The 25,994-nt window shown below is 68.8% G+C and carries 21 protein-coding genes and 1 riboswitch; of the genes, 11 read left to right on the forward strand and 10 right to left on the reverse strand.

From position 1 onward, the window contains the following. Positions 1-7: 7 nt before the first annotated feature. The 3 genes from gcvPA (at position 8) to NNJEOMEG_RS02820 (ending at position 3,265) form a co-directional block, all read left to right on the forward strand. The gene (gene gcvPA / locus NNJEOMEG_RS02810; RefSeq protein WP_173081062.1) at positions 8-1,339 is read left to right on the forward strand and encodes an aminomethyl-transferring glycine dehydrogenase subunit GcvPA; all 1,332 of its coding nucleotides are present in this window, start codon (positions 8-10) and stop codon (positions 1,337-1,339) included. After that, complete coding sequence (gene gcvPB / locus NNJEOMEG_RS02815; RefSeq protein ID WP_173081064.1) at positions 1,336-2,781, forward strand: aminomethyl-transferring glycine dehydrogenase subunit GcvPB; 1,446 nt, start codon at positions 1,336-1,338, stop codon at positions 2,779-2,781. Before gcvPA ends, gcvPB begins: the two co-directional genes overlap by 4 nt. A 313-nt stretch (positions 2,782-3,094) precedes the next feature. After that, entirely contained in the window at positions 3,095-3,265 is a 171-nt protein-coding gene (locus NNJEOMEG_RS02820) for a hypothetical protein (RefSeq protein WP_173081066.1), read from the forward strand. Positions 3,266-3,817: 552 nt separating this feature from the next. On the opposite strand, the gene rbp is transcribed toward NNJEOMEG_RS02820, so the two are convergent. Then, a complete protein-coding gene (gene rbp / locus NNJEOMEG_RS02825) occupies positions 3,818-4,120 on the reverse strand; it encodes an RNA-binding regulator (RefSeq protein WP_173081068.1) in 303 nt (100 codons plus the stop codon). Between the two features lie 349 nt (positions 4,121-4,469). Then, the gene (gene fumC, locus NNJEOMEG_RS02830) at positions 4,470-5,870 is read right to left on the reverse strand and encodes a class II fumarate hydratase (protein WP_173081070.1); all 1,401 of its coding nucleotides are present in this window, start codon (positions 5,868-5,870) and stop codon (positions 4,470-4,472) included. Positions 5,871-6,082: 212 nt separating this feature from the next. On the opposite strand from fumC, the gene NNJEOMEG_RS02835 reads away from it, so the two are divergent. Next, positions 6,083-7,432: a dihydrolipoyl dehydrogenase family protein gene (locus NNJEOMEG_RS02835; RefSeq protein ID WP_173081072.1), complete on the forward strand. Its 1,350-nt coding sequence runs from the start codon at positions 6,083-6,085 to the stop codon at positions 7,430-7,432. Between the two features lie 15 nt (positions 7,433-7,447). Further along, positions 7,448-9,391: a molybdopterin-dependent oxidoreductase gene (locus tag NNJEOMEG_RS02840; RefSeq protein ID WP_173081074.1), complete on the forward strand. Its 1,944-nt coding sequence runs from the start codon at positions 7,448-7,450 to the stop codon at positions 9,389-9,391. A 431-nt stretch (positions 9,392-9,822) separates the two neighbouring features. On the opposite strand, the gene glyA is transcribed toward NNJEOMEG_RS02840, so the two are convergent. Beyond that, positions 9,823-11,082: a serine hydroxymethyltransferase gene (gene glyA / locus NNJEOMEG_RS02845; RefSeq protein ID WP_173081076.1), complete on the reverse strand. Its 1,260-nt coding sequence runs from the start codon at positions 11,080-11,082 to the stop codon at positions 9,823-9,825. 37 nt (positions 11,083-11,119) lie between these two features. Then, a riboswitch (ZMP/ZTP riboswitch) is annotated at positions 11,120-11,203 on the reverse strand. 106 nt (positions 11,204-11,309) lie between these two features. Here glyA and NNJEOMEG_RS02850 point away from each other — a divergent pair. Continuing rightward, positions 11,310-11,921 carry a Maf family protein gene (locus NNJEOMEG_RS02850; RefSeq protein ID WP_235956802.1) on the forward strand — a complete coding sequence of 204 codons (612 nt, stop codon included), beginning with the start codon at positions 11,310-11,312 and terminating at the stop codon, positions 11,919-11,921. 14 nt (positions 11,922-11,935) lie between these two features. Here the strand turns inward: NNJEOMEG_RS02850 and NNJEOMEG_RS02855 are convergent, their stop codons facing one another. Together NNJEOMEG_RS02855 and NNJEOMEG_RS02860 are read right to left on the reverse strand one after the other, a co-directional pair. Beyond that, positions 11,936-12,517, reverse strand: a complete 582-nt coding sequence (locus tag NNJEOMEG_RS02855; RefSeq protein WP_173081078.1) for a class I SAM-dependent methyltransferase — start codon at positions 12,515-12,517, stop codon at positions 11,936-11,938. Positions 12,518-12,617: 100 nt separating this feature from the next. Next, the gene (locus NNJEOMEG_RS02860; RefSeq protein WP_173081079.1) at positions 12,618-12,989 is read right to left on the reverse strand and encodes a pyridoxamine 5'-phosphate oxidase family protein; all 372 of its coding nucleotides are present in this window, start codon (positions 12,987-12,989) and stop codon (positions 12,618-12,620) included. Between the two features lie 132 nt (positions 12,990-13,121). On the opposite strand from NNJEOMEG_RS02860, the gene NNJEOMEG_RS02865 reads away from it, so the two are divergent. The 3 genes from NNJEOMEG_RS02865 to NNJEOMEG_RS02875 all read left to right on the forward strand — a co-directional run bounded on the left by NNJEOMEG_RS02865 (position 13,122) and on the right by NNJEOMEG_RS02875 (position 17,015). Next, positions 13,122-13,610 (forward strand): RrF2 family transcriptional regulator, encoded by a 489-nt coding sequence (locus tag NNJEOMEG_RS02865; protein WP_173081080.1) that lies wholly within the window; start codon positions 13,122-13,124, stop codon positions 13,608-13,610. A 405-nt stretch (positions 13,611-14,015) separates the two neighbouring features. Continuing rightward, the gene (locus tag NNJEOMEG_RS02870) at positions 14,016-16,394 is read left to right on the forward strand and encodes a methyl-accepting chemotaxis protein (RefSeq protein ID WP_173081081.1); all 2,379 of its coding nucleotides are present in this window, start codon (positions 14,016-14,018) and stop codon (positions 16,392-16,394) included. 156 nt (positions 16,395-16,550) lie between these two features. After that, positions 16,551-17,015, forward strand: coding sequence for a phosphatidylglycerophosphatase A family protein (locus NNJEOMEG_RS02875; protein WP_173081082.1), 465 nt, complete (start codon positions 16,551-16,553; stop codon positions 17,013-17,015). A gap of 190 nt (positions 17,016-17,205) precedes the next feature. On the opposite strand, the gene NNJEOMEG_RS02880 is transcribed toward NNJEOMEG_RS02875, so the two are convergent. The 5 genes from NNJEOMEG_RS02880 to NNJEOMEG_RS02900 form a co-directional block, all read right to left on the reverse strand. Beyond that, positions 17,206-17,355, reverse strand: coding sequence for a hypothetical protein (locus NNJEOMEG_RS02880; protein WP_173081083.1), 150 nt, complete (start codon positions 17,353-17,355; stop codon positions 17,206-17,208). Positions 17,356-17,526: 171 nt separating this feature from the next. Further along, positions 17,527-18,423 (reverse strand): tetratricopeptide repeat protein, encoded by an 897-nt coding sequence (locus tag NNJEOMEG_RS02885; protein ID WP_173081084.1) that lies wholly within the window; start codon positions 18,421-18,423, stop codon positions 17,527-17,529. A gap of 105 nt (positions 18,424-18,528) precedes the next feature. After that, positions 18,529-19,356 carry a bifunctional DNA-formamidopyrimidine glycosylase/DNA-(apurinic or apyrimidinic site) lyase gene (mutM, locus tag NNJEOMEG_RS02890; RefSeq protein WP_173081086.1) on the reverse strand — a complete coding sequence of 276 codons (828 nt, stop codon included), beginning with the start codon at positions 19,354-19,356 and terminating at the stop codon, positions 18,529-18,531. Continuing rightward, positions 19,356-20,594 carry a ChaN family lipoprotein gene (locus tag NNJEOMEG_RS02895; RefSeq protein ID WP_173081088.1) on the reverse strand — a complete coding sequence of 413 codons (1,239 nt, stop codon included), beginning with the start codon at positions 20,592-20,594 and terminating at the stop codon, positions 19,356-19,358. The genes mutM and NNJEOMEG_RS02895 overlap by 1 nt, the downstream gene beginning before the upstream one ends. Beyond that, the gene (locus tag NNJEOMEG_RS02900) at positions 20,585-21,850 is read right to left on the reverse strand and encodes a phenylacetate--CoA ligase family protein (protein WP_173081090.1); all 1,266 of its coding nucleotides are present in this window, start codon (positions 21,848-21,850) and stop codon (positions 20,585-20,587) included. Before NNJEOMEG_RS02900 ends, NNJEOMEG_RS02895 begins: the two co-directional genes overlap by 10 nt. A 429-nt stretch (positions 21,851-22,279) precedes the next feature. On the opposite strand from NNJEOMEG_RS02900, the gene NNJEOMEG_RS02905 reads away from it, so the two are divergent. Beyond that, positions 22,280-23,059: an ethylbenzene dehydrogenase-related protein gene (locus NNJEOMEG_RS02905; RefSeq protein WP_173081092.1), complete on the forward strand. Its 780-nt coding sequence runs from the start codon at positions 22,280-22,282 to the stop codon at positions 23,057-23,059. Between the two features lie 2 nt (positions 23,060-23,061). Further along, entirely contained in the window at positions 23,062-25,965 is a 2,904-nt protein-coding gene (locus NNJEOMEG_RS02910; protein ID WP_173081095.1) for an EAL domain-containing protein, read from the forward strand. Positions 25,966-25,994 lie beyond the last annotated feature (29 nt).

Genomic DNA, 25,994 nt, shown 5'->3' on the forward strand with positions numbered 1-25,994 from the left:
AACGCCCATGCCCTACGTCCCCCACACCCCGGAGGACGCAAGGGCCATGCTGGAGACCGTCGGCGTCTCTTCCGTGGAAGAGCTCTTCGCCGAGATCCCCCTGGCCCTGCGCCCCAAGAGTTTCGACCTGCCCCCGGGCCTCTCCGAGTCGGACACGCGCGCCAAGCTCGAAGACATGGCCTCGCGCAACAACACCGCCCTGGTGAGCTTCCTGGGCGCCGGATTCTACGACCACTACGTGCCCTCGGCCGTGGACGCCCTCACCGGACGCGGCGAGTTCTACACGGCCTACACGCCCTACCAGCCCGAGGCCAGCCAGGGCACGCTCCAGGCCATCTTCGAGTACCAGACGGCCGTGAGCCGCCTGCTGGGCATGGACTGCGCCAACGCCTCGGTCTACGACGGCGGCACGGCCCTCTGCGAGGCCGTGATGATGGCCGTGCGCCAGACCAAGCGCACCAAGGTGCTCATCAGCGAGACGGTGAACCCCATCTACCGCATCCTGGTGGACACCTTCACGCGCAACCTGCACCTGTCGCTGGTCACCGTGCCCCACCGCGAGGGCGCCACCGACTTCGCCGCCATGCAGGCCGCCCTGGACAAGGAAACCGCCTGCGTGGTGGTGCAGAATCCCAACTTCTTCGGCCGCGTGCAGGACGCCTCCGCCCTGTTCTCCGCCGCCAAGGCCGTCGGCGCGGTGTCCGTGCTGAGCGCCTATCCCGTGCTGGCCAGCGTGCTCAAGACGCCCGGGGCCATGGGCGCGGACGTGGCCGTGGCCGAGGGCCAGAGCCTGGGCCTGCCCCTCTCCTTCGGCGGCCCCTACCTCGGCGTGATGACCTGCACCAAGGCCCTGGTGCGCCAGATGCCCGGACGCATCGTGGGCCGCACGGAGGACTCCAAGGGCCGCACCGGCTACGTGCTCACGCTCCAGGCGCGCGAGCAGCACATCCGCCGCCAGAAGGCCACCTCCAACATCTGCTCCAACCAGGCCCTGTGCGCCCTGCGCAGCCTGGCCCACCTGTGCCTGCTGGGCGAGGAAGGCCTCAAGCGCACGGCGCTTCTCTCCATGGAGAACGCCCGCTACGCCGCCGGGAAACTCACGGCCATCAAGGGCGTGAGCCTGCTGGGCCAGGGCCCCATCGGCAACGAGTTCGCCGTCACGCTGCCCCGCGCCGCCCAGGACGTGTGCCTGGCCCTCATCGGGCGCGGCCTCGTGCCGGGCTTCCCCTTGGGCCGCTACTACCAGGGCCTGGAAAACGCCCTGTTGGTGTGCTGCACCGAGAAGACCTCCAAACGCGACATCGACATACTGGCCGCCTGGCTGGAGGACGAACTATGAGCACCGTGTTCCAGCAGTCGCGCCCCGGCCGCGAGGGCGTGTGGCCCAAGACCCCCTCGGGACAGGCCTCGGACCTCCTGCCCCCGGACCTCCTGCGCGACGGCCCCTCCGGCCTGCCCTCCCTCTCGGAGCTGGACGTGGTGCGCCACTTCACCACGCTCTCGCGCAAGAACTTCGGGGTGGACGGCAACTTCTATCCGCTGGGGTCGTGCACCATGAAGTACAACCCCAAGTTCTGCGAAAACGTGGCCGCCCTGCCCGGCTTCGCCCGGCTCCACCCCATGCTGCCCCAGCTGCCGCGCGGCGACGAGCTGACCCAGGGCGCGCTGGAGGTGTTGTACGAGACCGAGCGCTGGCTCTGCGAGATCACCGGCATGGACGAGTTCACCCTGCATCCCATGGCCGGGGCGCACGGCGAGCTGACCGGCGTGCTGATCATGGCCGCCTACCACGCCGACAAGGGCAACAAGAAGACCAAGATCATCTGCCCGGATTCGGCCCACGGCACCAACCCGGCCTCGGCGGCCATCGCCGGGTACGAGGTGGTCAGCGTGGCCTCCAAGGACGGCATCGTGGACCCCGAGGCCCTGGCCGCCGTGCTGGACGACCAGGTGGCGGGCATGATGATGACCTGCCCCAACACCCTGGGCCTGTTCGAGCAGAACCTGCCGCGCATCGTGGAGCTGCTGCGCTCCGTGGACGCCCTGCTCTACTACGACGGCGCGAACCTCAACGCCGTGATGGGCAAGATGCGCATGGGCGACGCCGGGTTCGACATCGTGCACGTGAACCTGCACAAGACCTTCGCCACGCCCCACGGCGGCGGCGGTCCCGGCGCAGGCCCGGTGGGCGTGTGCGCCCGCTTGGCGGACTACATGCCCATCTCGCGCGTGGTGAAGGACGCCTCCTGCCGCTTCCACCTGCGCTACGACTACCCCAAGTCCATCGGCTACGTGGCCCCGTTCTACGGCAACTTCGGGGTGGTGCTCAAAGCCTACGCGTACATGGTGCGCCTGGGCCGCGAGGGCCTGATCAAGGTGAGCGAGAACGCGGTGCTGGCGGCCAACTACCTGCGCAAACGCCTGGACGACGTGCTGGAGGTGCCCTACGACCGCATCTGCATGCACGAGTTCGTGGCCTCGGCGGCGAAGCAGTCGGAAAAGGGCGTGCGCGCCCTGGACATCGCCAAGGCGCTCCTGGACAAGGGCTACCACGCCCCCACGGTGTACTTCCCGCTCATCGTGAAGGAATGCCTGATGTTCGAGCCCACGGAGACCGAGTCCAAGGAGACCCTGGACACCTTCGCGGACGACCTGCGCGCCATCCTGGCCCAGGCCGAGACCGACCCGGCCGCACTGCTGGCCGCCCCCGTGACCCTGCCCGTCACCCGCCTCGACGAGACGGCCGCCGCCAGGGGCATGCACATCACCGAAGACATGTAGCGGCGACGCACGAACCGACCAGATGAACGACGCCGCCCGGATGCGAGTCCGGGCGGCGTTTCGCGTCCTGGCGGACGTGAACGGCGCGGCGGTCCGCGCTCCACGCATGCCCGCGCTACGCGGGCGGACGCACGGGAGAGGCCGCGGGCCTGTGCGGGGATGCCCTGGCGCGCCCGCTCCTCGTTCCCGCAACTAATCCTTGCCGCCGGGGCGTGGGTGGTTCATAATCCTACGTTGCCGGGGCAACGAACGCTCGCGCCCGAGGCGCGCACGTCCCCCCGGGACTCCCAACACCCATCACGAAGGACCATCCATGGCGAAGAAGCCCAACTATTCGTTCGAGAAGCGCCAGAAAGAGGCCGCCAAACAGAAGAAGAAGGAAGAAAAACTGCTGCGCAAGCAGGAAAAGAAGGCCTCGGGCGAGGAAGGCCAGGAAGAGCCGGGCACCGAAGATTCCGGACAGGCACACCCCGTCCAGGAGTGATCCCGGAGCGGCCCGGCCGCTCCGCCATCGCCGTGCGCCCCCCACGCAGGCCCGGCCCCGAACGGCATGGCGCGGCTTCACGTCCGCGTACGAAGCGCGCCGCAAGGCCTGATGCCAGCCGACGCCCTCTCCGGCGCGGGGCTTCAAGGCGGCGTCCGTTCCGGCTGCCCCCAGCGGAACCGCCTGCCCGCTCCGCCCAGGTGGCGGGTCCGGGGTCGTCCGAAGAGGCCTGCCGCCCCGCAGCCGTCAAGACCGCCCGCTGACCGGGAGTGCACCCGCATTCGTCCCGCGCTCATCCCGTGGCCGCCAGCCCGAGGCCGCGCATCCAGGGATCGGCCGCCACCGGCCGTTGCACCTTCAGTAGGATCGGCCATTCAGCCTCCGCAGGGAGACGGCGCGCCCCGTGCCGCCCGAACCGGGAGTACACGGCCGACGTCCTCCGCGCCGTGGCGTGCGCCGGGGCCGCCGCGACAGGCAAGGCAGGCGCTACGCAAAAAAAACGGGCCGGGATCGCTCCCGGCCCGCGGTCAGGCATGTTCTCCCGAAGGAGTTCTACCAGCGACGGCCGCCGCCACCGCCGCCGTAACCACCGCCGCCTCCGCCGGAGCGGGGCTTTTCCTGGGCCTCGTTGACCTTCAGCGTGCGGCCGCCCACCTCGGTGCCGTTGACGCCCTGGATGGCCGCCAGGGCGCCCTCGTCGTCCATCTCCACGAAGCCGAAGCCGCGCAGGCGTCCGGTTTCGCGGTCGGTGATAAGGGCCACGCTCAGCACTTCGCCGTAGGCGCTGAACACCTTGCGGATATCATCTTCGGTGGACTTGAAGGACAGGTTGCCGACATAAAGCTTCTTGGCCATGGGCATTCGCTCCCGGGTTTTGGCATGTCTTTTCTCATCGGCAGGAGCTGGCGTTCGGACGAGCCCAAGACCCAATGAATCCATGCGCGTTGAAGGTTGAGAAGTCCATACTATCATCCGCGCTCCGGGCGCAAGGAGCTTCCGGGGGGAAACATCGATTTTTCTGCCGGTTTTCGGGCCTTCGAGCACGTTGTCCGGCGTGTCGACGCGGAGCTGCCCATCGAACCGGAGCCCGTCCGCCCCTGACCGGGCATCACCTGAGCCGACCGCTTCGGCCCTGACTGGCCCAGGCCTGACCGGCCCCGGGCCTCTCCCCCCTGATCCGGCCGCCTCCACCGGGGCCGCATCCCTACCCGCCCGCCACGTAGGGCTTGGTCATCTTGGCCGGGTCCACCACCCTGTCGAAGGTGGCGGCGTCCACGAAGCCCAGCTCCAGGGCCGCCTCGCGCAGGGTCAGGTCGTGCTCCATGGCGTGGTGGGCGATCGCCGAGGCCTTGTCGTAGCCGATCACGGGCGAAAGCGCCGTCACCAGCATGAGCGAGCGGCCCACGAACTCACGGATGCGCTTCTCGTTGGGCCGCAGGCCCTCCACCAGATACTTGCGGAAGCTTTCCATGCAGTCGGCCAGCATGCGCACCGAGCCCATCACGTTGTGGATGATCAGGGGTTTGTAGGCGTTCATCTCCAGATGGCCGCCCGCGCCGCCCAGGGTGACGGCCAGGTCGTTGGCGGTCACCTGGATGGCCACCATGGTCAGGGCCTCGCACTGGGTGGGGTTCACCTTGCCGGGCATGATGGAGGAGCCCGGCTCGTTTTCGGGAAGGATCAACTCGGCCAGCCCCGCGCGCGGCCCGCAGGAGAGCAGCCGGATGTCGTTGGCCAGCTTGCCCAGCGAGGCGGCCAGGGTCTTCATGGCCCCGGAGAGCTGCACCAGGGCGTCGTGGGAGCCCTGCACGGCGAACTTGTTGGCGGCGCTCTCGAAGGGCAGGCCCGTGAGCCTGGCGACGTGCGACACCGCGGCCTCCGCGAACCCGGGCGCGGCGTTGATGCCCGTGCCCACCGCCGTGCCGCCCAGGGCCAGCCTGTAGACGTGGCCCAGGGCCTGCTGCAGGCGCTCCTCGCCGTCCTCCAGGAGCTGCACGTAGCCGGAGAACTCCTGCCCCAGGGTGAGGGGCGTGGCGTCCTGCATGTGCGTGCGCCCGATCTTCACCATGTCCGCCCAGGCGTCGGCCTTGGCCGCGAGCGCGGCGCGCAGGGCGCGCAGCGAGGGCAGAAGGCGCCCCGTGACGCCCATGGCGGCGGCCATGTACATGGCCGTGGGGAAGCTGTCGTTGGTGGACTGGGCCATGTTCACATGGTCGTTGGGGTGCACGGGCTTCTTGGAGCCCAGCGCCGTGCCCGCCATCTGGCAGCAGCGGTTGGAGACCACCTCGTTGACGTTCATGTTGAACTGGGTGCCGCTGCCTGTCATCCAGACGTGGAGGGGGAACATGTCGTGGCGCCCTCCGGCCAGGATCTCGTCGCAGGCGGCCACGATGAGGTCCGCGAGCTTCGCGTCGAGCCGACCCTGTTCGCGGTTGGCCAGGGCGCAGGCCTTCTTGAGCACGGCATAGGCCCCGACCAGCTCCCGGGGCATCAGCTCGCCGCCGATGCTGAAGTGTTCCAGCGAACGCTGCGTCTGCGCGCCCCAGAGCTTGTCCGCCGGGACCCTCACCTCGCCCATGCTGTCGGATTCGATGCGCTCTTCCATGAACCGGACCTCCTGATGGCCTGACGCGGCCTGCGAATAGGGATTACACATGACCGTAACACCCGGTGCCCCTTGCGCGCAAGAAAAAGCCCCGCAAGATGTCCGCCCCGCTCCGATCCGCGATTTTGCTTGCCTTGAAACCGCACCCGTTCTAGCGTGGTCCTCTTCGCACTTGTGATGTTTTCAGAACGCACCTCTAGCCAACGGACGCCATGGAAACCGAACTCTTCATCGTCGGGGGAGGCCCCGCCGGGTACGATGCGGCCCTCGCAGCCGCCCGCCGGGGCATCAAGGCCATCCTGCTGGAGAAGGAGCACCTGGGCGGCTCCTGCCTGAACTGGGGCTGCATCCCCACCAAGTTCCTGCTGGCCGCCGTGGCCCCCCTGGCCGAAATGGAAGGACAGGAGCGCCTCAAGGTGGCCTCCGGGCAGTACCGCGTGGACCTCCCCGCCCTGGCCGACCGCAAGAAGCGCCACATCGAGGCCACCCGCAAGGCCATGGCCGCCCAGTTGGAAAAGCTGGGCGTCACGCTCCTGCGCGGGGAGCTCAAGATGATCGGGGCCGTGAAGTCCGTGGTGGAAATCGAAGGCGAGCCCAAGACCGTCTCCTACAAAAGGTGCATCCTGGCCACGGGCAGCCGCCCCGCCGCCAAGCCCGGCCTCAAGGCCGACCACGACGCCGTGCTCAACTCCGGCGACATCCTGGGCCTGCGCGAGGTTCCCGAAAGCCTCGTGGTGATCGGCGCGGGCTTCATCGGCCTGGAGCTGGCCCAGTTCTTCTCCCGCATGGGCAGCGCCGTCACCCTGCTGGAGGTGGCGGAGCGCATCGCGCCCGCCGAGGACGAAGAGGTCAGCAAGGCCCTGGCCCAGAGCTTCAAGCGCCAGGGCTGGGCCATGCACACCGGCGTGCGCGTGGCCTCCCTGGCCACAGTGGACGGCCAGGCCCGCGTGGAACTGGAGGACGGCCGCGTCATCACCGCCGCCAAGTGCCTGCTCGCCGTGGGACGCCAGCCCAACTCGCGCAACCTCATGCTGGAGATGCTGGGGGCCGAGGTGAAGGGCGCGGGCTGGGTGCATACCGACGAACACCTTCTGGCCAGCCCCACGGTCTACGCCGTGGGCGACGTGAACGGCCGCACGCTCCTGGCCCACGCGGCCTCCAGCCAGGGCGAATGGGCCGTGCGCCACTTCGCGGGCGAGGAAACCCGGCCCTACGAGCCCGGCCCCATCCCCGGCTGCATGTACGGCGCGCCCGAAACCATGCGCGTGGGACTGCTGGAAGCCGAGGCCCGCGCCCAGGGCCTGGAGGACGTGACCGTCACGCGCGCCCAGCTCATCGCCAATCCCATCGCCCAGGCCCACGGGGCCACGGGCGGCCTCGTGAAGTGCGTGTGGAGCGAGGGACGCCTCAAGGGTGTCACGGCCGTCGGCCACGGCGTGGCCTCCCTGGCCACCCTCTCCACGGTGCTGGTGGGCCAGGGTTTCACCAGGAAGCAGTGCGAGGACGTGGTGTTCCCCCATCCCACCCTGGACGAGGCCCTGCGCGCCGCGCTCCTGGCCTGATTCCGGGGCCGGGCCGTGTCCGAGCGAACCGTCCGGAGCGCCTGCACGCGCCACTGCGGCGACGGCTGCGCCCTGCTGGTGGACGTGGGGCCTGAAGGCGTCCGAAGCGTCCGGGGCAACCCGGACCACCCCTTCACGCGGGGGCGCATCTGCGCCAAGACCGCGCGCTTCGCCCAGCGCCTCGCCAGTCCCCGGCGCGTCACCACGCCCCTGGTCCGCCATGGCGCGGACTTCCGTCCCGCCTCCTGGGACGAAGCCCTGGAGCTGATCGCCCGGCGCATGGACGCTCTGCGCCCCACGCCGGAGCGCATGCTCCACATCCACTACCACGCCTCCTTCGGGCTGCTGCATCAGGCCGGAAAATTCCTCTTCAACACCCTGGGCGCGTCGGGCTTCTCCGGGGCCATCTGCCTGGGGGCCGGCGCCGAGGCCATCCGCCGGGACTTCGGGGCCATCCGGCAGGGGCCGCTCGAAGAATCCGCGCAGGCCGCCCGCATCGTCAACTGGGGCCGCAACGCCCGCGCGCAGTCCGCACACCTGGCGGCCATGCTGGGCCAGGCCCGCGAGAACGGCGCGCGCGTGCTGGCCATCCACCCCGGCGACGCTTCCTACGACCGCGACCACGAGATCATCCTGCGCCCCGGCACGGACCGCTTACTGGCCGCCGCCGCGCTCAAGCTGCTGGCCGCACGCGGCCAACTCTCCCCGCTGGCCCTCGATCGCTGCGCCAACGCCGGGGCCTTCCTGGAACTTCTGGACCGCTGGCCCCTGGACGACCTGCTGGAAGCCTGCGACGTCCCCCTCGAACAGGCCCGGACCCTCGCGGACTGGTACGCCCCCGCCAACGCCCCCTGCCCTCCCGGACTCCTCGACGCCACAGCCACCCACATCGGCCGGGGCCTGCAGCGCTACGCCCACGGCGGGGCCAGCGTGCGCTTCGTGGACGCCCTGGCCATGCTCTCGGGCAACGTGGGCCGCCCCGGCGGCGGCGTGTGGTTCCTCTCCCCGGACCCCGGCCTCGCCGCCTGGGACTGGACCGGCGTCCCCCCCGGACCCTCCCGCCGCTTCCCCATCGCCGGACTGGCCCGCGCCGTGGAGGCCGCCGACCCGCCCGTGGACTTCGTCTGGGTGGAGGGCATGAACCTCGTCACCCAATGCCCGGAGAGCCTGGCCCTGGAGCGCATGCTCCGGGAACGCTTCACCGTGGTGGTTGAGCCCTTCCTCACCGACACGGCTCGCGCCGCCACCGTGGTGCTGCCCCCGGCGCTCATGCTTGAATGCGAAGACGTGCTGCGCCCGGGCGAACACGCGGGACTGCTCCACGCGGCCAAGGCCGTGGACCCGCCCGGGGAGTGCCTGCCCAACTTCGAGATAGCCGCCCGTCTGGGCGCGCGGCTGGCCGATCCCGTGATCCTGCCGGACGCCGAGACTGTGATGGAAGCCGCCCTGCGCGACGGCAAGGCGGGCTGGACCCTGGAGACCCTGCGCCGCGAGGGCTGGCTGGCCGCCCCCGTCGACCCCGCGCCCTGGTCCGGCGGCATCTTCGCCCACGCCGACGGGCTCTACCATCTGCCGGACGCCCTGCCCTCCTACTCCCCTGTGGACCCGGACTTCCCGCTGCGCCTGCTCTCGCCCGTGCGGCGCGAGCACCTGCTCTCCCAGATCCCCGAGGACGAGCAGCAGGCCCCGCCCACGCTCTATCTCTCGCCCCGGGCCGCGGCCTTCGACGCCCTGGACCTCTCCGGCCCCGTGCTCCTGGAGACGGCCCTGGGCTCCATGACCGTGCGCGTGGAGTCCCTGCCCGGCCTGCACCCCGAGACGGCGGTCTACCCGCGCGGCGACTGGCTCTCGCACGGAGGCTGCGTCAACCGCCTGATCCGGGGCCGCACCGCCGACCTGGGCGGGCAGGCAGCCTACTACGAAGAACGAGCCCGCCTGGTGAACGCCCCGGTCGCCTGACCCGCTCCCGCCTGAGCCACAGGCAGGGACGGCCGCGGCCCAGCAAGAGGAAGAGCCTCCGGCGGCCAGGGCTCCGCCCCGCACCCCGGCAAGGCTCTGCCCTGCACCCGCCGGGGGGAGAGCCTCCCCCCGGACCCCGGCAATTGCTTCGCGTCGGTGGGAGGGGCGGCAGGGCCGGGCGTCCGGGGTCTCTCCGCCCCCTCTCACACAGCCCTACCCGGTGAAACCCGCAAAGCAACTTGGGATTCCAAAGGGCGTAGCCCTTTGGCCGCCGGAGGCTATTCCTCCTTCCTCCTTCCCACCACCGCCGCAACCGAACCGTACGCCACCGCGAAACGGAGCGGGATTCCAAGGGCGCAACTCTCTTGCCGCCGGAGGCTCTTCCTCCGACGGCTTTCCTCCCCCAGCCGCAACGTCGGCGGGCGTTTCGTTTATTGCAGGCCTGGCACGGGGAATCCGGCGCACATCGTCGCCACTTCAGCGCGCACTGTCGCGCGCAGGGCAGCGTCCCGGGGGTTGCGCAACAGGGCGTCGATCCAGCCTGCCAGGCGGTCCATCTCCTGCTCCATCATGCCGCGCGTGGTGGCTGCCGGGGTGCCCAGGCGGATGCCGCTGGGTTTGAGGGGCGGATTGGGGTCGTCGGGGACGATTTGTTTGTTGGTGGTCAGGCCTGCTTCGTCGAGGAGTTCTTCGGCGGTTTTGCCGTCCAGGTTGTAGCCTTGCTGGGTGTTCACCACGAGCATGTGGTTGTCGGTGCCGCCGGTGACGAGGGGCGCGCCGCGTGCGGCGAGCGCGGCGGCCAGGGCGCGGGCGTTAGCGAGAACCTGTCGGGCGTAGACGGCGAAGGCGGGCTCCAGGGCTTTGCCCAGGGTGACGGCGATGCCCGCCACGGCGTTCATGTGGGGGCCGCCCTGGAGCCCGGGGAACACGGACTTGTCGATGCGCTGGGCCAGTTCCTTGCGGCAGAGGATGATGCCGCCGCGCGGGCCTCGCAGGCTTTTGTGGGAGGTGGTGGTCACCACGTCGAAGCCCGCGTCGAAGGGGTTGCGCATCACGCCGCCGGCCACGAGTCCGGCGTAGTGGGAGGCGTCGCACATGGTGAAGGCTCCTGCCTCGTCGGCCACGTCCTTGAAGGCGGCGTAGTCCAGGTCTCGCGGGTAGGAGGTGTAGCCGCAGAGCACCAGCCTGGGCTTGTGGGCGCGGGCCATGGCGCGCACGGCGTCGAAGTCGATGGTCCCGTCGGCGGGGTCGGTCTTGTAGCGCACGAAGTTGAAGAGCCTGCCCATGTGGGAGACGGGCGCGCCGTGGGTGAGGTGTCCGCCGTGGGAGAGGTCCATGGCCAGGATGGTGTCGCCGGGTTCCAGGAGCCCCAGGTAGACGGCCTGGTTCATGGGCGAGCCCGAGAGGGGCTGCACGTTGACGTGTTCGCAGCGGAAGAGTTTGCAGGCGCGCTGACGGGCCAGCTCCTCCACCTGGTCGGTGTAGCGCTGTCCGCCGTAGTAGCGGCGTCCGGGGTAACCTTCGGAGTACTTGTTGGTGAACACGCTGCCCAGGAGGGCGAGCACTTCGGGATAGGTGTAGTTTTCGCTGGGGATCAACTCGATGCCGGAGGCCTGGCGGGACTCTTCCCCGGCCAGGGCGGCGAAGACTTCGGGATCGGCGGATTGAAGCAGGTCACGGTGGGCGCGCATGGGCTCCTCCTTTGCGGGAAGGTTGGCATCGCGGTCGCGATGCAGCCCAGGCGAGCGGCTTGCAGACGGTTGCGCGCTCCCCCGTGGTTGCCCACGTTTCTCGCCAGTCACGCGCTCCGGTGTGTGGGAGGCGTGTAGCGCCGGGCCGGGGGTTGCGTCAAGGGTCGGGCTGGGGCAAGGAGGAGTGCCCGCGCGGCAGGCGCGGTCCGCAAGCAAAGGAGCAGGACGTGAGCAACGGAGCATTCGTGGAGAGAGCCGACATCGTGCTGGCGTCGGCTTCGCCCCGGCGCAAGGAGCTGCTGGGGTCGCTGGGCATCGCGTACCGGGTGATTCCCTCCCTGGTGGACGAGCCCGACCCGGACCCGGCCGAGACGCCGGGCGGCTACGCCCTGCGCATGGCGCGGCTGAAGGCGCGCGACGTGGCCTGGGGTCATCCGGGCTCGTACGTGCTGGGGGCGGACACGGTGGTGGCCGTGGGGGGGCACATCCTGGGCAAGCCCCGGGATCAGGCCGATTCCCGGCGCATGACCGCCATGCTGGCCGGGCGGGAGCACACGGTGGTCACCGGATGCTGCCTGATTGGCCCTGGCGGCGCGGCGCTCTGGGAGGAGGCCGTATCCTCCAGGGTGACGTTCGCGCGGCTCACGGAGGAGGCCATCGCGGCCTACGCCGCGACCAAGGAACCGATGGACAAGGCGGGCGGCTACGCCATCCAGGGCCTGGGCGCGTTCATGATCGAGCGCATCGAGGGTTCGTACACGAGCGTGGTGGGCCTGCCGCTGGCGGAGGTTGTGGCGGTGCTGGCGGCGCACAAGGCGATCGCCGCCAGGGGCGTTTAAGGGGCACTCGCCGGTCAGGCGGGCTTGATGCCCATGGCCCAGATGTCCAGAAACGGTTCCGGGCGCGTGGTGGTGCGCACGTTCGTGAAGCCCGCCTCTTCGAGCAGGCTTTTCAGCGTGTCCGGGGTGAAGCCCGTGCGGTGTGCCATGTGCTGGTTGCCCCTGGCCAGGCTGGGCCGGTAGCCGTAGACCATGTCCAGGGGAGTAACGGGTCCGGCAGGCGGCGAGAAGACGGGCTCCAGGATGCGGCCCTCGACGATGAGCCGGGCCACCTGCTGGAGGTCCGGGCAGGTGACGAGCGCGTGCCCCCCGGGCGCGAGCACGCGGTAAAACTCCCGCAACGCAAGGGGGACCTCGTGCGCATGAAGGTGCTCCAGGTTGTGCGAGGAAAACACGGCGTCCACGCTGCCGTCGGCGATCACCGGCATCTCGCGGATGTCGCCCACGAAGTCCGGCTCCGCCGCCGGATTGATGTCCAGGCGGATTTCCCGCCAGGCGGGCGGCCGGTAGTCGGGCGGGAGTTTCTCCGGGTCGCGCGTTCCGCACCCCACGTGCAGGATGAGCCGGGGGCCGGACTGGGGAGAGGCGTTTTCCATGGCCACAGCGAGTAGCCCGGCGGGAAACGCCCCGTCAAGACGATCGACGGGACCGCGCCCCGGAGCGCCCGGGCGTCGCCGGGGCAACGGCCCGTGGAGCCTAGATCGTCTGCCGCAGTCCGGTGACGGTGACCTCCAGCACCCGGGTGAGGAAAGGGAACCGTTCCTTCATCATCGCGAACTCCTCGCCCCGCTCCACGAAGCGCGCCGCGCCCTCCAGCAGGAAGCCCGTCCCCGGACCCATGCGCCCTTTCACCTCCCGGCTCCCGAGTGTGAGCAGCACCTTGGGGTTTTTGAGCACCTTCTCCTCGGTCTTGCGCATCTTCCAGGCCGGGATGAGCAGCCTCACGCCGTCGGCCATGACCAGGTAGGAGTTCCAGGTGTTCGCCACGTGGGCCTCGCCGTCCGCACACGACACGATGGACACCACGCCCTCGTGTGCCGCCACTTCCCTGAACGTTTCGTTGAACATCAGCCCGCTCCTTGTTTGACACAATTACAGATAAAAGCTATCCAGGATATCGCTAGTCCATAAAGAGGAGCCCGTCAAGACAAAACCTCCGGCATGGAGTAGTCTGCGTGAACACGCGGGAGGAGGAACAGGGTGCAATTCAGCGTCGGCGTGGAGTACGCCTTTCATTCGCTTTTCTATCTGGTGGACCTTCCCGAGGGGAAGACCGTCGGGATCAGGCGCATTGCGGAGTTGCACGGCATCACCGAGACGTACCTCTCGAAGATTTTCGCCAAGCTCCGCAAGGCGCAGATCGTCACGTCGATTCCCGGCGTCAACGGCGGGTACGCCCTGGGCAGGGACGCGGGCGACATCTCGTTCTGGGACATCATCGAAGCCGTGGAAGGCCCGGCCTCCATGTTTCAGTGCGCCGAGATCCGCAAGCGCAACCTCTTCGTGGACGATCCGTCGGTCTTTTCGGATCGCTGCCCCTGCCTGATCAAGGTGGTCATCCAGGAGGCGGAGGACCTCTTCCGCGACCGCCTGCGCGCGAAATCCCTCCGGTGGCTCTTCGAGCAGGTTCGCGAGGGTTTCGCTCCAGACAAGAAGGCGGCCATCGCCCAATGGATCGACACCGTGTAGCGCTCCGCCGCGAATGCTCCGCCGATCGCCCGGAGCGGCTTCCCCGAGGCGCGGTCACGCCTGCTTCGCCCGGATTGTCCGCGCAAGCCTGCACGCGAAACGACCGCCCCGAAGGGTCTCTGGCCCGGACACCGCCGCACTCTACGGAAGCCCCCACCCGGCAGGCCCCCGGGATCACCAGGGACGCGCCGAGGGCGTCGGTCCCGTGCGACACCCTTGACAGAATCGGCGTTTAGCGCTCTTAGTTGTTGCGGATATTAACGAGTTCAGAATGGCAGCGGTTTTTCAGGGCGTAGACGCCATCATCGCGGGGAGGCATCCCCATCTTGGAGCGGCTCCGGCATCGGCTGGGAGGCGGCGTGTTGTCGTGCGCCAAGCCGCCAGCTTGAAGCTAGGAGGCTTACCGTGTTTCGCAGGATCAAAAGCATCAACACCGTCATTTCCATCATCCTGACCGTTCTGTTGCTGGCGGGCATCGGCGCCATGGTCGCCGGGGTTTCGGCATCGGTATATTCCAGCACCTTCGACATCCAGACCGGCGGCATGCGCGAATCGGCCCGCGCGCTCCTCTCGGAGACCGACGAATACATCGATTCCTGCCTCGCCGTCGTGCGCACCCTGGCGCAGCAGGAGCAGGTGCGTGAACTGCTCTCCGGGAACCAAGCCCTGCACGGCACGGTGAAAGACCAGCTCGGCGCCTCCTTGAAGGCGCGGCCGAACCTCAACAGCGTTTTCCTCATCGACGCCAGCGGCAAAACCGTGGCCGGACAGACCGCCCAGGGCGGCTCCATGGACGAAACCGACCTCTCCGGCAGGCCCTACTGGACGGAAGTGCTCCAGGGCCGGGAATCACTCGGCCGCCAGATCAGCAAGGGGGCGTCCACGGGCGTGCTGGTCTTTACCGTGGTCGTCCCCGTGAAGGACGCCAACGGCCGGGTCATCGGCGGCGCGGGCCTGGCAGTGAACTGGTCGCGCTTCATGGAACGCTACATCCTGCCGGTGAAGATCGGCAGCCAGGGCTACGCCTACATCCTGGACGACAAAGGCGCGATCATCGCCCATCCGGACCAGGCCAGCGTCCTTCGCGACGTCTCCGATCTCGGCTTCGTGCGCGATACGCTGGCGCGCAAGAACGGCGTGATGCGCTACGAATACAAGGGCGTGGAAAAGGTGCAGGCCTTCGCCCAGGTTGAGCGCACCGGCTGGATCGTGTGCGTCAACGCCACCGAGGAGGACCTTGCCGCTCCGGCCGTCCGGCTGCGCAACGCCCTCATCCTGGGCGGCTTCACGGGCTTCGCCGCGCTTCTTGTCCTGATCCTCCTGCTCATGCGGCGTCTCGTGATCCGGCCCTTGCAGAACGTGCAGGCCTTCACGGGCCGCATCGCCCAGGGCGACTATGCGGCGACGCTCCAGGGCTCCTTCCGCTACGAACTGGGCGATCTCGCCCGCGACATCACCCGCATGACCGGAGAACTCAAGGACAAGCTCAGCTTCTCCCAGGGAGTGCTCCAGGGCATCGCCTCGCCCTTCTTCATCGGCGACAAGGACTGCAAGCTCGCCTACGCCAACAAGCCCCTGCTCGACCTCATGGACCGCCCCGGCGACGCCGAAAGCTACCGCGGCCGCAACCTGGCCGAATTCCTTTTCGGAGATCCGAACCGCGACACCATCACCGCGCGCACGCTGCGCGAGAACAAGGTGTTCAACGACGTGGACGCCGATCTCGTCCTCCACAACGGCAAGAAGCTCCACGTGCGCGTGGACAGCGCGCCCCTCTACGACCTGGACCGCCAGGTGAGCGGCGTCATCACCTCCCTCATGGACGTGACCAGCCTCAAGGACCAGCAGGAACGCATCGCCCGGCAGAACGAACGCATCACCGAGGCGGCCCACACCTCGCAGACCGTCTCCGGGGCCATGACGCAATCCACCGAGGGCCTTGCGGCCCAGATCGAACAGTCCAGCAAGGGCGCGCGGCTCCAGTCCGCGCGCATGGCCGAAACGGCCGCCGCCATGCAGCAGATGAACGCCACGGTGCTCGAAGTGGCCCGAAACGCCTCGCAGGCCTCCGAGACATCGGGGAGGGCGCGCGGACAGGCCGAGGCTGGGGCCAAGGTGGTGGGCCGAGTCATCGAATTCATCGCCCAGGTAAAGCTGAACGCCCACCAGTCCCGCGAGGACATGGGCATGCTGGGCGATCGGGCCCAGGGCATCGGACAGGTGCTGGACGTCATCTCGGACATCGCCGACCAGACCAACCTCCTGGCCCTTAACGCGGCCATCGAGGCCGCCCGCGCCGGAGAAGCTGGCCGGGGCTTCGCGGTGGTGGCCGACGAGGTGCGCAAACTCGCCGAAAAGACCATGACCGCCACCAGGGACGTGGGCGAGGCCATCCGCAGCATCCAGGAAGGCGCGCGCAAGAACCGCGACAACGTGGAACTGGCCGTGAACGCCAGCGAACAGGCCACCGCCCTTGCCGGACAGTCCGGCGAGGCCCTGGCCGAGATCGTGCGGCTCGTTGAACTGGCGGCCGATCAGGTTCGCTCCATCGCCACGGCCTCGGAGGAACAGTCCGCCGCGTCGGAGGAGATCCACCGCTCCGTGGAGGAGGTCAACCGCATCTCCGAGGAGACCGCCGCCTCCATGGACGAGGCGGCCCAGTCCGTGCGCGACCTGGCCGGACAGGCGAGAAGCCTGCTGGAGATGATCGCCTCCATGCAGGGCGGCGAGCCCGACGCCCGCAAGGCCCTGGCGGCAGGGACTCCCCGCTCCCTGGGTCGCTGAAGGCGCGGTCGGCGCTCCCGGGCCTGCCCGACGGGCCACGCGAAACTCCCGGGGGCTCGGCCCCGGGAGGCCCGGAAGCCTGCGCCGGTCATTGACGGCGAACCCAGCCGGCCCTAGGCTGTCCTCTTTGCGCCAACCCCAGCCAGCGAGTATCCCATGTCCCTCATCGACCGAATCGCCACCTGTTTCGCATCCCTCGGCCCCCTTGGCCGCCTGCCGGCCTCGGGCACCTGGGGCTCCGCCGCCGCCGCGCTGACCGCCCCGGTGTTCTTCATGCCCGCGCCCTGGGCCGTGCGTCTGCTGGTGCTGGCCCTGGTGTTCGTGGGCGGCGGCCTGGCCTGCGACATCGTGGAGCGCAACACCGGCATCAAGGACCCCGGCCTGTGCATCATCGACGAAGTGCTCGGCCAGTGGATCACCTACCTGCCGTTCGCCGCGCTCACGCCCTGGCAGCTTTTCTGGGGCTTCCTGCTCTTCCGCGTGTTCGACATTCTCAAGCCCGCGCCCGTGCGCGCCTCGGAGTGCTGGATGCCCGGCGGTTACGGCGTGATGCTCGACGACGCCCTGGCGGGCGTCTACGCGGCCATGGCCCTGGGCCTGCTCCTTGCCCTCGGGCTTTAGCCGCGGCGCGGGGCGTCCCTGGAAGCGGCCGGGCCATCCCGGAGATCCGGCGCGACCCGTCGCTCAACTGCCCGCCAAAAAAGCCAGGCCCGCGCGGCGTCATCGTCCGCGCGGGCCTGGCCATTCACCGCATGCCGGATCGTCCGCTCGCGCAGGCCGCAAGCGGTTTCGGTCGACGGGGCCGAAGGCGTCAGGCGCGCTTGCTGCCCTCGCGCTTCTTGGCTTCCTCGAAATCGAGCTTGAGCATGCTGCGCTTTTTCTCGCGCGTCTGAAAGGTGAGCCTGGCCCCCAGGTAGAAGCAGACCAGGATCACGACGCCCCAGAAGATGTATGCGTTCACGCTGCCGACCTTCCCTGCCCCCATGGGGCTCCACTCTTCGATGTCGAGACGCCTCTCGCGGGCGCGCGCTCATCGTCTATGCGCTCCGCCAGGGGCGCGGTCAAGGCGCGCCAACGAAAAACGGGCGCGGTGAGCACACCGCGCCCGCACCATGCGTCCGGCGGCCGATGATTATTCGCAGACCCCGCTCTTGCGGGCGTTTTCCATCATTTCACAATCGCCCTTTTCGCAGGCGGCCTTGAAGTCCGCGCACATCTTATCGGGCTGGTTGAGCTTCAGATAGGCCGAGCCGCGCCCCTTGTAGACCTCGGCGTCGGTGTAACCCATCTGGATGGCCTTGTCGTAGTCCTGGATGGCCCGCGTGAAGTTGGCCAGCTTGTAGTAGGTGTGGCCGCGCATCACCACGGTGAGGGCGTCCTGCCCGTTGAGCGCGAGACATTTGTTGTAGTCGTCCAGGGCCTTGTCGAGGTTGTTGAGCATGAAGTTGGCGTGCCCGCGCCCGGCGAAAAAGCTGGGATTCTTGGAATCGAGCTTGATGGCCTGGTCGAACTGGCTCAGTGCCTGTCCGTAATTGTTCTGGCGGCCCAGTTCCATGCCTTTTTCGTAGAGTTCCTGGGCGACGCCTCCGCCCGGCTCTTTGGCCGGAGCGGGCGTGCCCGCCGACGGCGCGGCGGGGGGAGGAGTCTTGCGCAAAGCCTCATCGGCCTTGCGCTCGGCCTCGGCATTGGACTGCACGAATGCCGGATTCTTCTTGTGGCGGCGCGACTCCTTCTTGGACTTGGAGGACTTGGACGAGCCGCTTTTGGCCTCCTGCTTGCCCTTGACGTCGGCGGTCTTGCCGGATTTGGCGTCCTGACCTTTGGCCGGGGGAGCCGTCTTTGCATCGGCCTTCTTCCCCGCCGCCTTGGCGTCCGCCTTCTTGTCCTGGGACTTGGAGGCCGGGGCCTTCGCGGACTTGTCGCTCTTCTGTTCCTTCTTGGCCGGTTCCGCCCGAACTGCGGAGATGCCGACGCAAAGCGGCATGGCCGCCAACACAACAATAAGATAGATGATGTATTTCAAGCGCATGAGTCTATCCAGCTTCCTTGCGGCCACCTTGTGGCCGTTGCAGACACTAGCCGCTCGACGCCTGAGCGACAAGAGGCGCGGCCCCCTGGAATCATGAAGATTAGTTCATGTTGCCGGGGGCGGTTGGCAAGCCCTGCAGAACGTGGACGTGCGCCCGGCCACGCGGGCGGACTCCATGGCGCGGGCGCAGCGCGGACAGGGCTGCCCGGCCCGGCCGTACGCCTGGAAGGACCACTGGAAAGACCCCTCGACCCCATGGGCCGTGCGGTAGTCCCGGATGGTGCTGCCCCCGGCCTCGATGGCCCGCTGGAGCACCTCCTGGAGCGCGGCCAGCAGGGCTTCGAGCTTCCCGGGCGCGATGCGGTCCGCCGGGGTTTCCGGGTGGATGCCCGCCCGGAAGAGGGCCTCGTCGGCGTAGATGTTGCCCACGCCCGCCAGGACGTGCTGGTCCAGGAGCAGGGCCTTGATGCGTCCGGCGCGTCCGGCCAGGGCCTGGCGGAAGGCTTCCGGGGCGAGGCCGATGGGCTCGGGGCCGAGGTCGCGCACGAAGCCCCAGCCCTCCAGTTCGCCCGGGCCGAAGGCGCGGCAGGAGCCGAAGCGGCGCATGTCCTGGAAGTGGATGGCCCGGCCGTCGTCCAGGGGCACGAGCAGGCGCAGGTGACGGTGGGGCTGGGCATCGGGCCGGGCCACGAAGACGCGACCCGTCATGCGCAGGTGGAAGGCCAGGCAGCCGCCGTTCTCGAGTTCGAGCAGCAGGAGTTTGCCGCGACGCCCTGTCCCGGTGAAGGCCAGCCCCGTACAGTCCTTGAGGAAGGCCTCCGGGTCGCCGGGGAAGGCGCGGCGATCCAGCACGTCCAGGCCCGCCACGCGCCGCCCGGCAAGAAGGGGCGCGAGCCCCCTGGCGATGGTCTCCACCTCGGGGAGTTCGGGCATCAGGAGTCCGTCTTGGCCTGGGGCAGGGGCACCACGATTTCCACGGCGCGGCCTTCGCGCAGCACCTCCAGGCGCAGGGGGTCGCCCCGGCGCATGGCCTCGATGCCCGCCTCGTGCAGGTCCTTGATGTCCTTGAGGGGGCGTTCGCCAGCCCTTGAGAGCACGTCGCCGGGCAGGACGCCCGCGGCCTGGGCCCGGGAGCCCTCCTCCACGCGCTCCACGCGCGGCACGCCCTCGCGCGTTTCCAGGAGGATGCCCAGGCGGGGCCTTTTGGGCTCGGGGCAGTAGTAGAAAGCGTTGGCCATTGCGGGATCGGGGGTCTCTCCGCCGCGCCAGGGCATCACGAGCAGGCGCTGCCCCTCGGGATCGAAGGCGGCCAACCGTGAAGCGATGCCCCAGCCGTACTCGACGTGGCCGCCCCCGGCCACCACGGCCACGGGCCTGCGCCAGGCCACGCGGGCCTCCACGGCGCGGCGCGCCATGGTGGTGTCCCAGAGGGACTGCACGTCCACGAAGCTCTTCCAGAGGGCCTTTTGCGAGGCGCCCTTGCGGGGCTGGTGGGCCTCGAAGACCTCCTGCAGGCTCTTGAGCTGTTCGGGGGGCGGCGGCACGAGACGCGCGGGCAGCCCGAGGCGTTCCATGATGGAGAGGCTTTTGAGCCCCGTGCGCCCCACCTTGCGGGCTGTCTCCCGGGGGGCGTTGAGGGCGAAGAGCGGCAGCTTCATGGCCTGGGCCACCTCGAAGATGGGGCGATAGGCCGCGAAGGGGAAGCCCCAGGTCTTGTCCCACTCCAGCTCGGCCTCAAGCTCGTCAACGCCGATGAGGCCGTAGTTGAAGCGGTCCAGGACGATCTGGCGGTCCAGGCTGACCATCTCCAACCCCACCACGGGGGGGGTGCCGGCCAGGGCCATGAGCTCGATGATCCGGGCCTGCGCCTGATGATCGCAGGCCGAGGCGTGGGATTCGCCAAGAAGCACGTAGGCGGAGCACACGGCCTGGGCGGCCAGCCAGGCGGGGTCGAGGGCCTCGCCCGAGGCGCTGGCGAACTGTCCGGGCTGGACGGGCTGGGCCTGGCTCTGTTCGGGCGCGGGGTCCACGTCGGGAGGCCTTTGCTTGCAGCCCGGCGCGGCCGAGAGAAGGCAGGCCACTGCCAGGGCGGCCAGCAGGGAGCGGGCCGGGCCGCGACGCCCCGGGGGGGGCGTCGCGGCCTGGAGGGATGGTCGGGGGGTCAATCCCACTTGCGCTTGTCCTCGATGGGCCTGATCTGGGCCGGCAGGGTGCCGGGGGCCAGGATCTTCAGCTCGGGGCGCAGCTTGATCTTCTCGCGGAACATGTGCAGCAACTCGTCCTCGCGCTTGAAGTTGGAGGCCTCGATCATGAGCGTCATTTCGTCGATGCCGCCCGGGTTGGTGACCTCGATCTGCCAGCGCTTGATCTCTTCGAAGCGGGCGATGACCTGCTCCACCTGGTGGGGGTAGACGAACATGCCCTTGATGCGGGCGGTGGTGTCCACGCGGCCCACGATGTTGCCCAGGCGCGGGGAGGTGCGCCCGCAGGAGCAGGGAGCGCGGTCGATGTAGGAGAGGTCGCCCGTGGCCAGACGGATGAGCGGGTATGTCTTGTTGAAGGCCGTCACCACGATCTCGCCCACCTCGCCGTCCTTCAAGGGGATGCCGGTGTCGGGGTGGCAGATTTCCACGAAGGCGCGGTTGGCTATGTGCAGGCCGTTCTTCTGGAAGCACTCGTAGCCGATGCAGCCCACGTCGGCGGTGCCGTAACCCTGGCGCATGATGAGGTCGAACTTCTTCTCCAGGTTGGCGCGCATCTTCTCGGAGAATTTCTCGCCCGTGACGAAGGCCACTTCCAGGAAGAGGTCCTTGCGCAGGTTCAGCCCCGACTCCTCGCCCTTCTGGGCCAGGTGCATCAGGTAGCTGGGCGTGCCCACGAAGCCGGTGATGCGCAGCTTCTGCATCACCTCCAGCTGGGTGGCGGTGTTGCCGGGGCCTGCGGGCATCACGGCGCAGCCCAGGTTCTTGAGGGGCTCCTCGAACATGAGGCCCGTGGGCGAGAGGTGATAGTTGAAGGTGCACTGCACCACGTCGCCGGAGCGGAACCCCGTGGCGTAGAAGCCTTCGGTCCAGCCCCAGTAGTCGTCCTCGCGGTCCTCGGGGTCGAAGATGGGCCCGGGGGAGAGGAACACGCGGCGCAGGTCGCCCAGGTCCTTGGTGAGCAGCCCGCCCAGGCGCGGCCCCATGGACTGGAGGAAGATCAGTTCCTTCTTCTTGAGGATGGGGATGTGCTTCAAGTCCGAGAGTTGCTTGAACTTGCCCACCTGGAACTGGGCGCGGTCGAAGCGCTTTTTCACGTCCTCGGAGTAGCGGTAGGCGTAGCTCAGGAGATCCTTGAGCTGGATCTGGTAATACTGGCGGCGTTCGGATTCGTCGAGCACCTCGCGGCGGGAATAGATGCCTTCGGTGCGGTCCTTGCGGGTCATCGGGGGGCTCCTTGTGGGTGGCGGGATTGCCTCAGACTAGCAGAAAAAGAAGGTTTCAATAATCCCTTCGCTCAACAAAATCAAGTGCTGCCGTCCGGCCGCGTGGGGCGGAAGTGCCCTGTCCTGCTTCCGGCAAATCACCCCCCGCAACCAATCGCCGACCATCCCGAAACTGAATAATTCCTAGCCACCCAAGAGATTTGACGCGCTCCGGCAAATCTCCTAAAGATGATTCTCACGGGCCATGCGCAAGGGGCACCCCCACGCCCGACACTTTACAGGTGATTCAGATGGATTGACGTTTCCTTTATGCAGTCCGCCTCTCGCTTCACAAATCCGGCACGGATCCTTCTACTTGCCTGCGTCCTCCTGGCGACCTGGACGAACGTCCATGCGCAATCGCCTCGCCGGGAACTCTTCGCTCCCCGCGTGACCGACGCCCCCGACATCACGAACCCCGACGACCCCGCATGGGCCGCTGCCGCCGCCCTCACGGTGCGAGACGCCGTCGCCGACATCCCCGTGACCCTCAAGGCCCTGCACGACGGCCAGTACGTCTACATCCAGACCATCTTCCCGGACCCGGACGAGAGCCGCCAGCACCGCACCCTGCGCTGGGATCCGGGCCGCAGGACCTATGTGGACGGCCCCGAGCGCGAGGACGCCATGGTCCTCAAATGGAGCATGGTCTCCCACGCAACAGGCCTGACCCTCCACGAGAACGCCCCCTACGTGGCCGACGAATGGTACTGGAAGGCCTGCCGCTCCGACCACTCGGGTCACGCCGACGACAAGATCCAGATCTATTCCGCCTATCCCGACCCCACCGCCAAGGCCCTGCTCTCGGAGAACGGCAAATTGTTCTACCTCACCCGCAAGGGCGACGAGGGCGAGGAGGCCGTGAAGGCCTTGCTCTACGCCAACTATTCCGGCGAAAGTGTCCCCAAGTTCGCCTTCGCCCGGCCCTCGGGATCGCGCGCGGACGTGCGCGCCAAGGGCCACTGGCGCGAGGGCCGCTGGACCGTGGCCTTCGCCCGCAGGCTCGTCACCGGCCACGCCGACGACGTGGCCTTCTCCCTGGACGGGGCCTACCCCTTCGGCGTCTCCCGCTTCGAGATCGCCGGGCGCGACCCCGAACCCGGAGCGGAAGAGCCGCTCTTCGGCTGCGGCGACGTGGGGGAAATCCTCGTGCTGCGCTTCGGACGATGAGCATGTCCGTCACGGCCCTTCATCGCTGCGTCATCGCGCTCCTGGTCGCCTTCTTCACGGCCACCACATGGCTCTATGTTGACAACTCCGCGCGCACGGCCGATGCGGTCATGACCTTCATCCGCCAACAGGCGGGAACCAGCGCCCGGCTCCAGAGCGCCGGGGAATCGCTCATCCAGGCCCGGCAGCTCTACACCTACATCGCCACCGACCGGTCCGCTCAACTGGGCGATCCCGTCAACATCATCGACGCCCTGACGCGCCGCGCCCTCGGCCTGGTTCCCGAACACCGCGCCGCCTTCGCCCCCGTGGAGACCACCCTGTCCACCCTGCGCGCCGGTCTGCTGCGCATGGACGAAATGCGCCAGGCCGACGAGTTCTCCGACGCCATGACCGCGCTGACGGACGAGGTGAAACGCCATCTGGCCCTGGCGCTCATGCAAGGCGAAATGGCCGCGGCCTCCGGCGAGTTTCCCGAGGGCTTCTCCACCTTCCTGAACAACGCGCTCCAGGCGCTGGGGCGCATCGCCAACGCCTACCTGCGCGCGCGCCCCGACAGGCTCCCCGTGTTCACGAACCTCATGGGAAAGATCCAGGAAGACGTGGCGAGGCTCCTGGACGACCACGAAAACGGCCTGGATCAGGCCGCCCTGGAGACCCTGGCTGCTGACCTGCTGACCATCCGCACCAACGTCCCCCGCATTCGCGACACCAACAACGACCCCAATTTCCAGAACTACACCAACAAGAGCATGGCCGACGAATTGCGCCGCCGCTGGGACTCGGCAATGCTCGCCGTGCAGAACGCCCGGCAGGACCACGCAAGGCGCATGGACGAGGAAGCCCTGATGCGCGTGGCCCGCATCCGCTCCGCCGTGAACACCTTCGAGCTGGCCTCCGGCGCGATCCTGGTCCTGGCCTTGGCGGCCCTCTTCGCGGCCGGCCGGGCGGTGTCGCGGCGTGTCCGCGAGCTGCGGCGCGGCGCGGCCCTGCTCTCGACCGGTCACCTGGATCACCGCATTTCCCAGGCCGCCCGCGACGACTTCGGCAAGCTGGCCGAAGAGTTCAACGCCCTGGCCGAGGGGCTGCAGTCCGAAAAGGAGCGCACCCGCGAGGCCTTGCACGCCCTGGAGCTCTCGCGCGGAGAACTCGACGCCCGCGTGCGCGAGCGCACCGCAGAGCTGACACGCGCCCTGGAGAGCCTGCGCCTGATGGACTCCGTGTTCTCCCACTCCTCCCAGGGCGTGGTGATCTGCGACGCGGACCTGCGCATCGTGGACGCCAACCCGGCGGCCTCGCGCATCACGGGGCACCCCCGGGAGGACCTCCTGGGACGCCTCCCCGGCGACTTCTGCGTCCCCGGCGAGGTGGACCGCCTGCGCGCCGCCCTGCACGACGCCCTGGACCGGCAAGGACGCTTCGAGGCGGAGCTCGACATCGTGGCAAGGGACGGCCGCCGCGTCCCCCTGCACTTCCTCATGGCCCGCCTGGGCGGCGAGGCCGAAGGCCCAAGCCACTCCATCGGCATCTTCCAGGACCTGTCGCTTCAGCGCGAGGCCGAAAAGCGCCTGGCCGTCCAGTCCATGCGCGACCCCCTCACGGGCCTGCCCAACCGGGCCCTGCTCTTCCGGGAGAGCGCCCGGCGCATGGTGGCGGCCGATCCGGAGCACCCCGTCCTGGCCATGCTGCTCATGGACCTGGACAACTTCAAGACCCTGAACGACAGCCTGGGGCACGCCGAAGGCGACCGCCTCCTGCGCGAAGTGGCCCACCGGCTGACCACGGAAGCGGGCGCAGGGGCGCTGGTGGCCCGCCTTGGCGGCGACGAGTTCGCGGTGCTCTCCGAACGCCTGGAGGACGAAGGCCACGCGCTGGAACTGGCCAGGCGGCTCCACGCCAGCTTCGCCCCCCTCTTTCAGACCGCCGAAGGCCTCTACCGGGCCAACGCCAGCATGGGCATGGCCGTCTTTCCCAAGGACGGCGACTCCCCAGACCTGCTCTTCAAGAACGCCGACATGGCCCTCAACCGCGCCAAAAGCCACGGCAAGGGCCTCATCGAGGTCTACACCCGCCAGCTGGCCGACCAGGTGCTGGCCCGGGCCGCCCTGGAGCGAGACATCCACGCCGCCGTGGCGGGACGCCATTTCGAGGTGCACTACCAACCCATCGTGCGGGTGGACCAGCCCGTCATCGCCGGGGCCGAGGCCCTGCTGCGCTGGCGGCGCGAAGGCGAACTCATCTCCCCGGGCGTGTTCATCCCCATGTGCGAGGAGATGAACTTCATCCAGGACATCACCGTCCTCCTCCTGGACGCCGTGGCCCGGGACGTGGCCGCCTGGCGCGCCGAGGGCCAGACGCCCCACGTGAGCGTGAACATCTCCGCCGTGCAGTTCTCCGACCCCTCCTTCCACGAGCGCCTGGCGCACATCCTGGCCGCGCGCTCCATGCCCCGGGAGCAGCTGGGCCTGGAGATCACCGAGACGGCCATCATGAGCAAGCCCGAACTGGCCGCCAACACCCTGCGCCACCTCCGCGAGCAGGGCCACACCGTCTCCATCGACGACTTCGGGACCGGCTATTCCTCCCTGCGCAACCTCCAGCGCTTCCCCCTGACCACCCTGAAGATCGACCGCCAGTTCATCAGCGGCCTGGGTTCCCGGGAGACGCGGGCCATCGTCAAGGCCTCCATCGCCATGGCCAAGGGCTTGGGGCTCTCGGTGGTGGCCGAGGGCGTGGAACGCCCCGAGGAGCTGGACTTCCTGCGCGACTGCCGCTGCGACTTCTACCAGGGATTCCTCTTCAGCCCCGCCGTCACCGCCCAGGATTTCCTGGCCCTGCTCCTGCGCCAGCAGTCCGGGACGCTCGTGCAGGAGGAGACGTTCCTCCTGCCGCCCCTGCTGCACTGAGCATCCGGCCGACGCGCCGGACAAAACCC

It is taken from the genome of Fundidesulfovibrio magnetotacticus, assembly GCF_013019105.1.
Classification (GTDB): Bacteria; Desulfobacterota; Desulfovibrionia; order Desulfovibrionales; family Desulfovibrionaceae; genus Fundidesulfovibrio; species Fundidesulfovibrio magnetotacticus.

Coding starts and splice junctions, on each gene's coding strand:
- NNJEOMEG_RS02855 (WP_173081078.1), bottom strand. CDS start 12,517: ATGGAAAACGCCTCTCCCCAGTCCGGCCCCCGGCTCATCCTGCACGTG.
- NNJEOMEG_RS02860 (WP_173081079.1), bottom strand. CDS start 12,989: ATGTTCAACGAAACGTTCAGGGAAGTGGCGGCACACGAGGGCGTGGTG.
- gcvPB (WP_173081064.1), top strand. CDS start 1,336: ATGAGCACCGTGTTCCAGCAGTCGCGCCCCGGCCGCGAGGGCGTGTGG.
- NNJEOMEG_RS02820 (WP_173081066.1), top strand. CDS start 3,095: ATGGCGAAGAAGCCCAACTATTCGTTCGAGAAGCGCCAGAAAGAGGCC.
- gcvPA (WP_173081062.1), top strand. CDS start 8: ATGCCCTACGTCCCCCACACCCCGGAGGACGCAAGGGCCATGCTGGAG.
- rbp (WP_173081068.1), bottom strand. CDS start 4,120: ATGGCCAAGAAGCTTTATGTCGGCAACCTGTCCTTCAAGTCCACCGAA.
- fumC (WP_173081070.1), bottom strand. CDS start 5,870: ATGGAAGAGCGCATCGAATCCGACAGCATGGGCGAGGTGAGGGTCCCG.
- glyA (WP_173081076.1), bottom strand. CDS start 11,082: ATGCGCGCCCACCGTGACCTGCTTCAATCCGCCGATCCCGAAGTCTTC.
- mutM (WP_173081086.1), bottom strand. CDS start 19,356: ATGCCCGAACTCCCCGAGGTGGAGACCATCGCCAGGGGGCTCGCGCCC.
- NNJEOMEG_RS02835 (WP_173081072.1), top strand. CDS start 6,083: ATGGAAACCGAACTCTTCATCGTCGGGGGAGGCCCCGCCGGGTACGAT.
- NNJEOMEG_RS02885 (WP_173081084.1), bottom strand. CDS start 18,423: ATGCGCTTGAAATACATCATCTATCTTATTGTTGTGTTGGCGGCCATG.
- NNJEOMEG_RS02875 (WP_173081082.1), top strand. CDS start 16,551: ATGTCCCTCATCGACCGAATCGCCACCTGTTTCGCATCCCTCGGCCCC.
- NNJEOMEG_RS02910 (WP_173081095.1), top strand. CDS start 23,062: ATGTCCGTCACGGCCCTTCATCGCTGCGTCATCGCGCTCCTGGTCGCC.
- NNJEOMEG_RS02900 (WP_173081090.1), bottom strand. CDS start 21,850: ATGACCCGCAAGGACCGCACCGAAGGCATCTATTCCCGCCGCGAGGTG.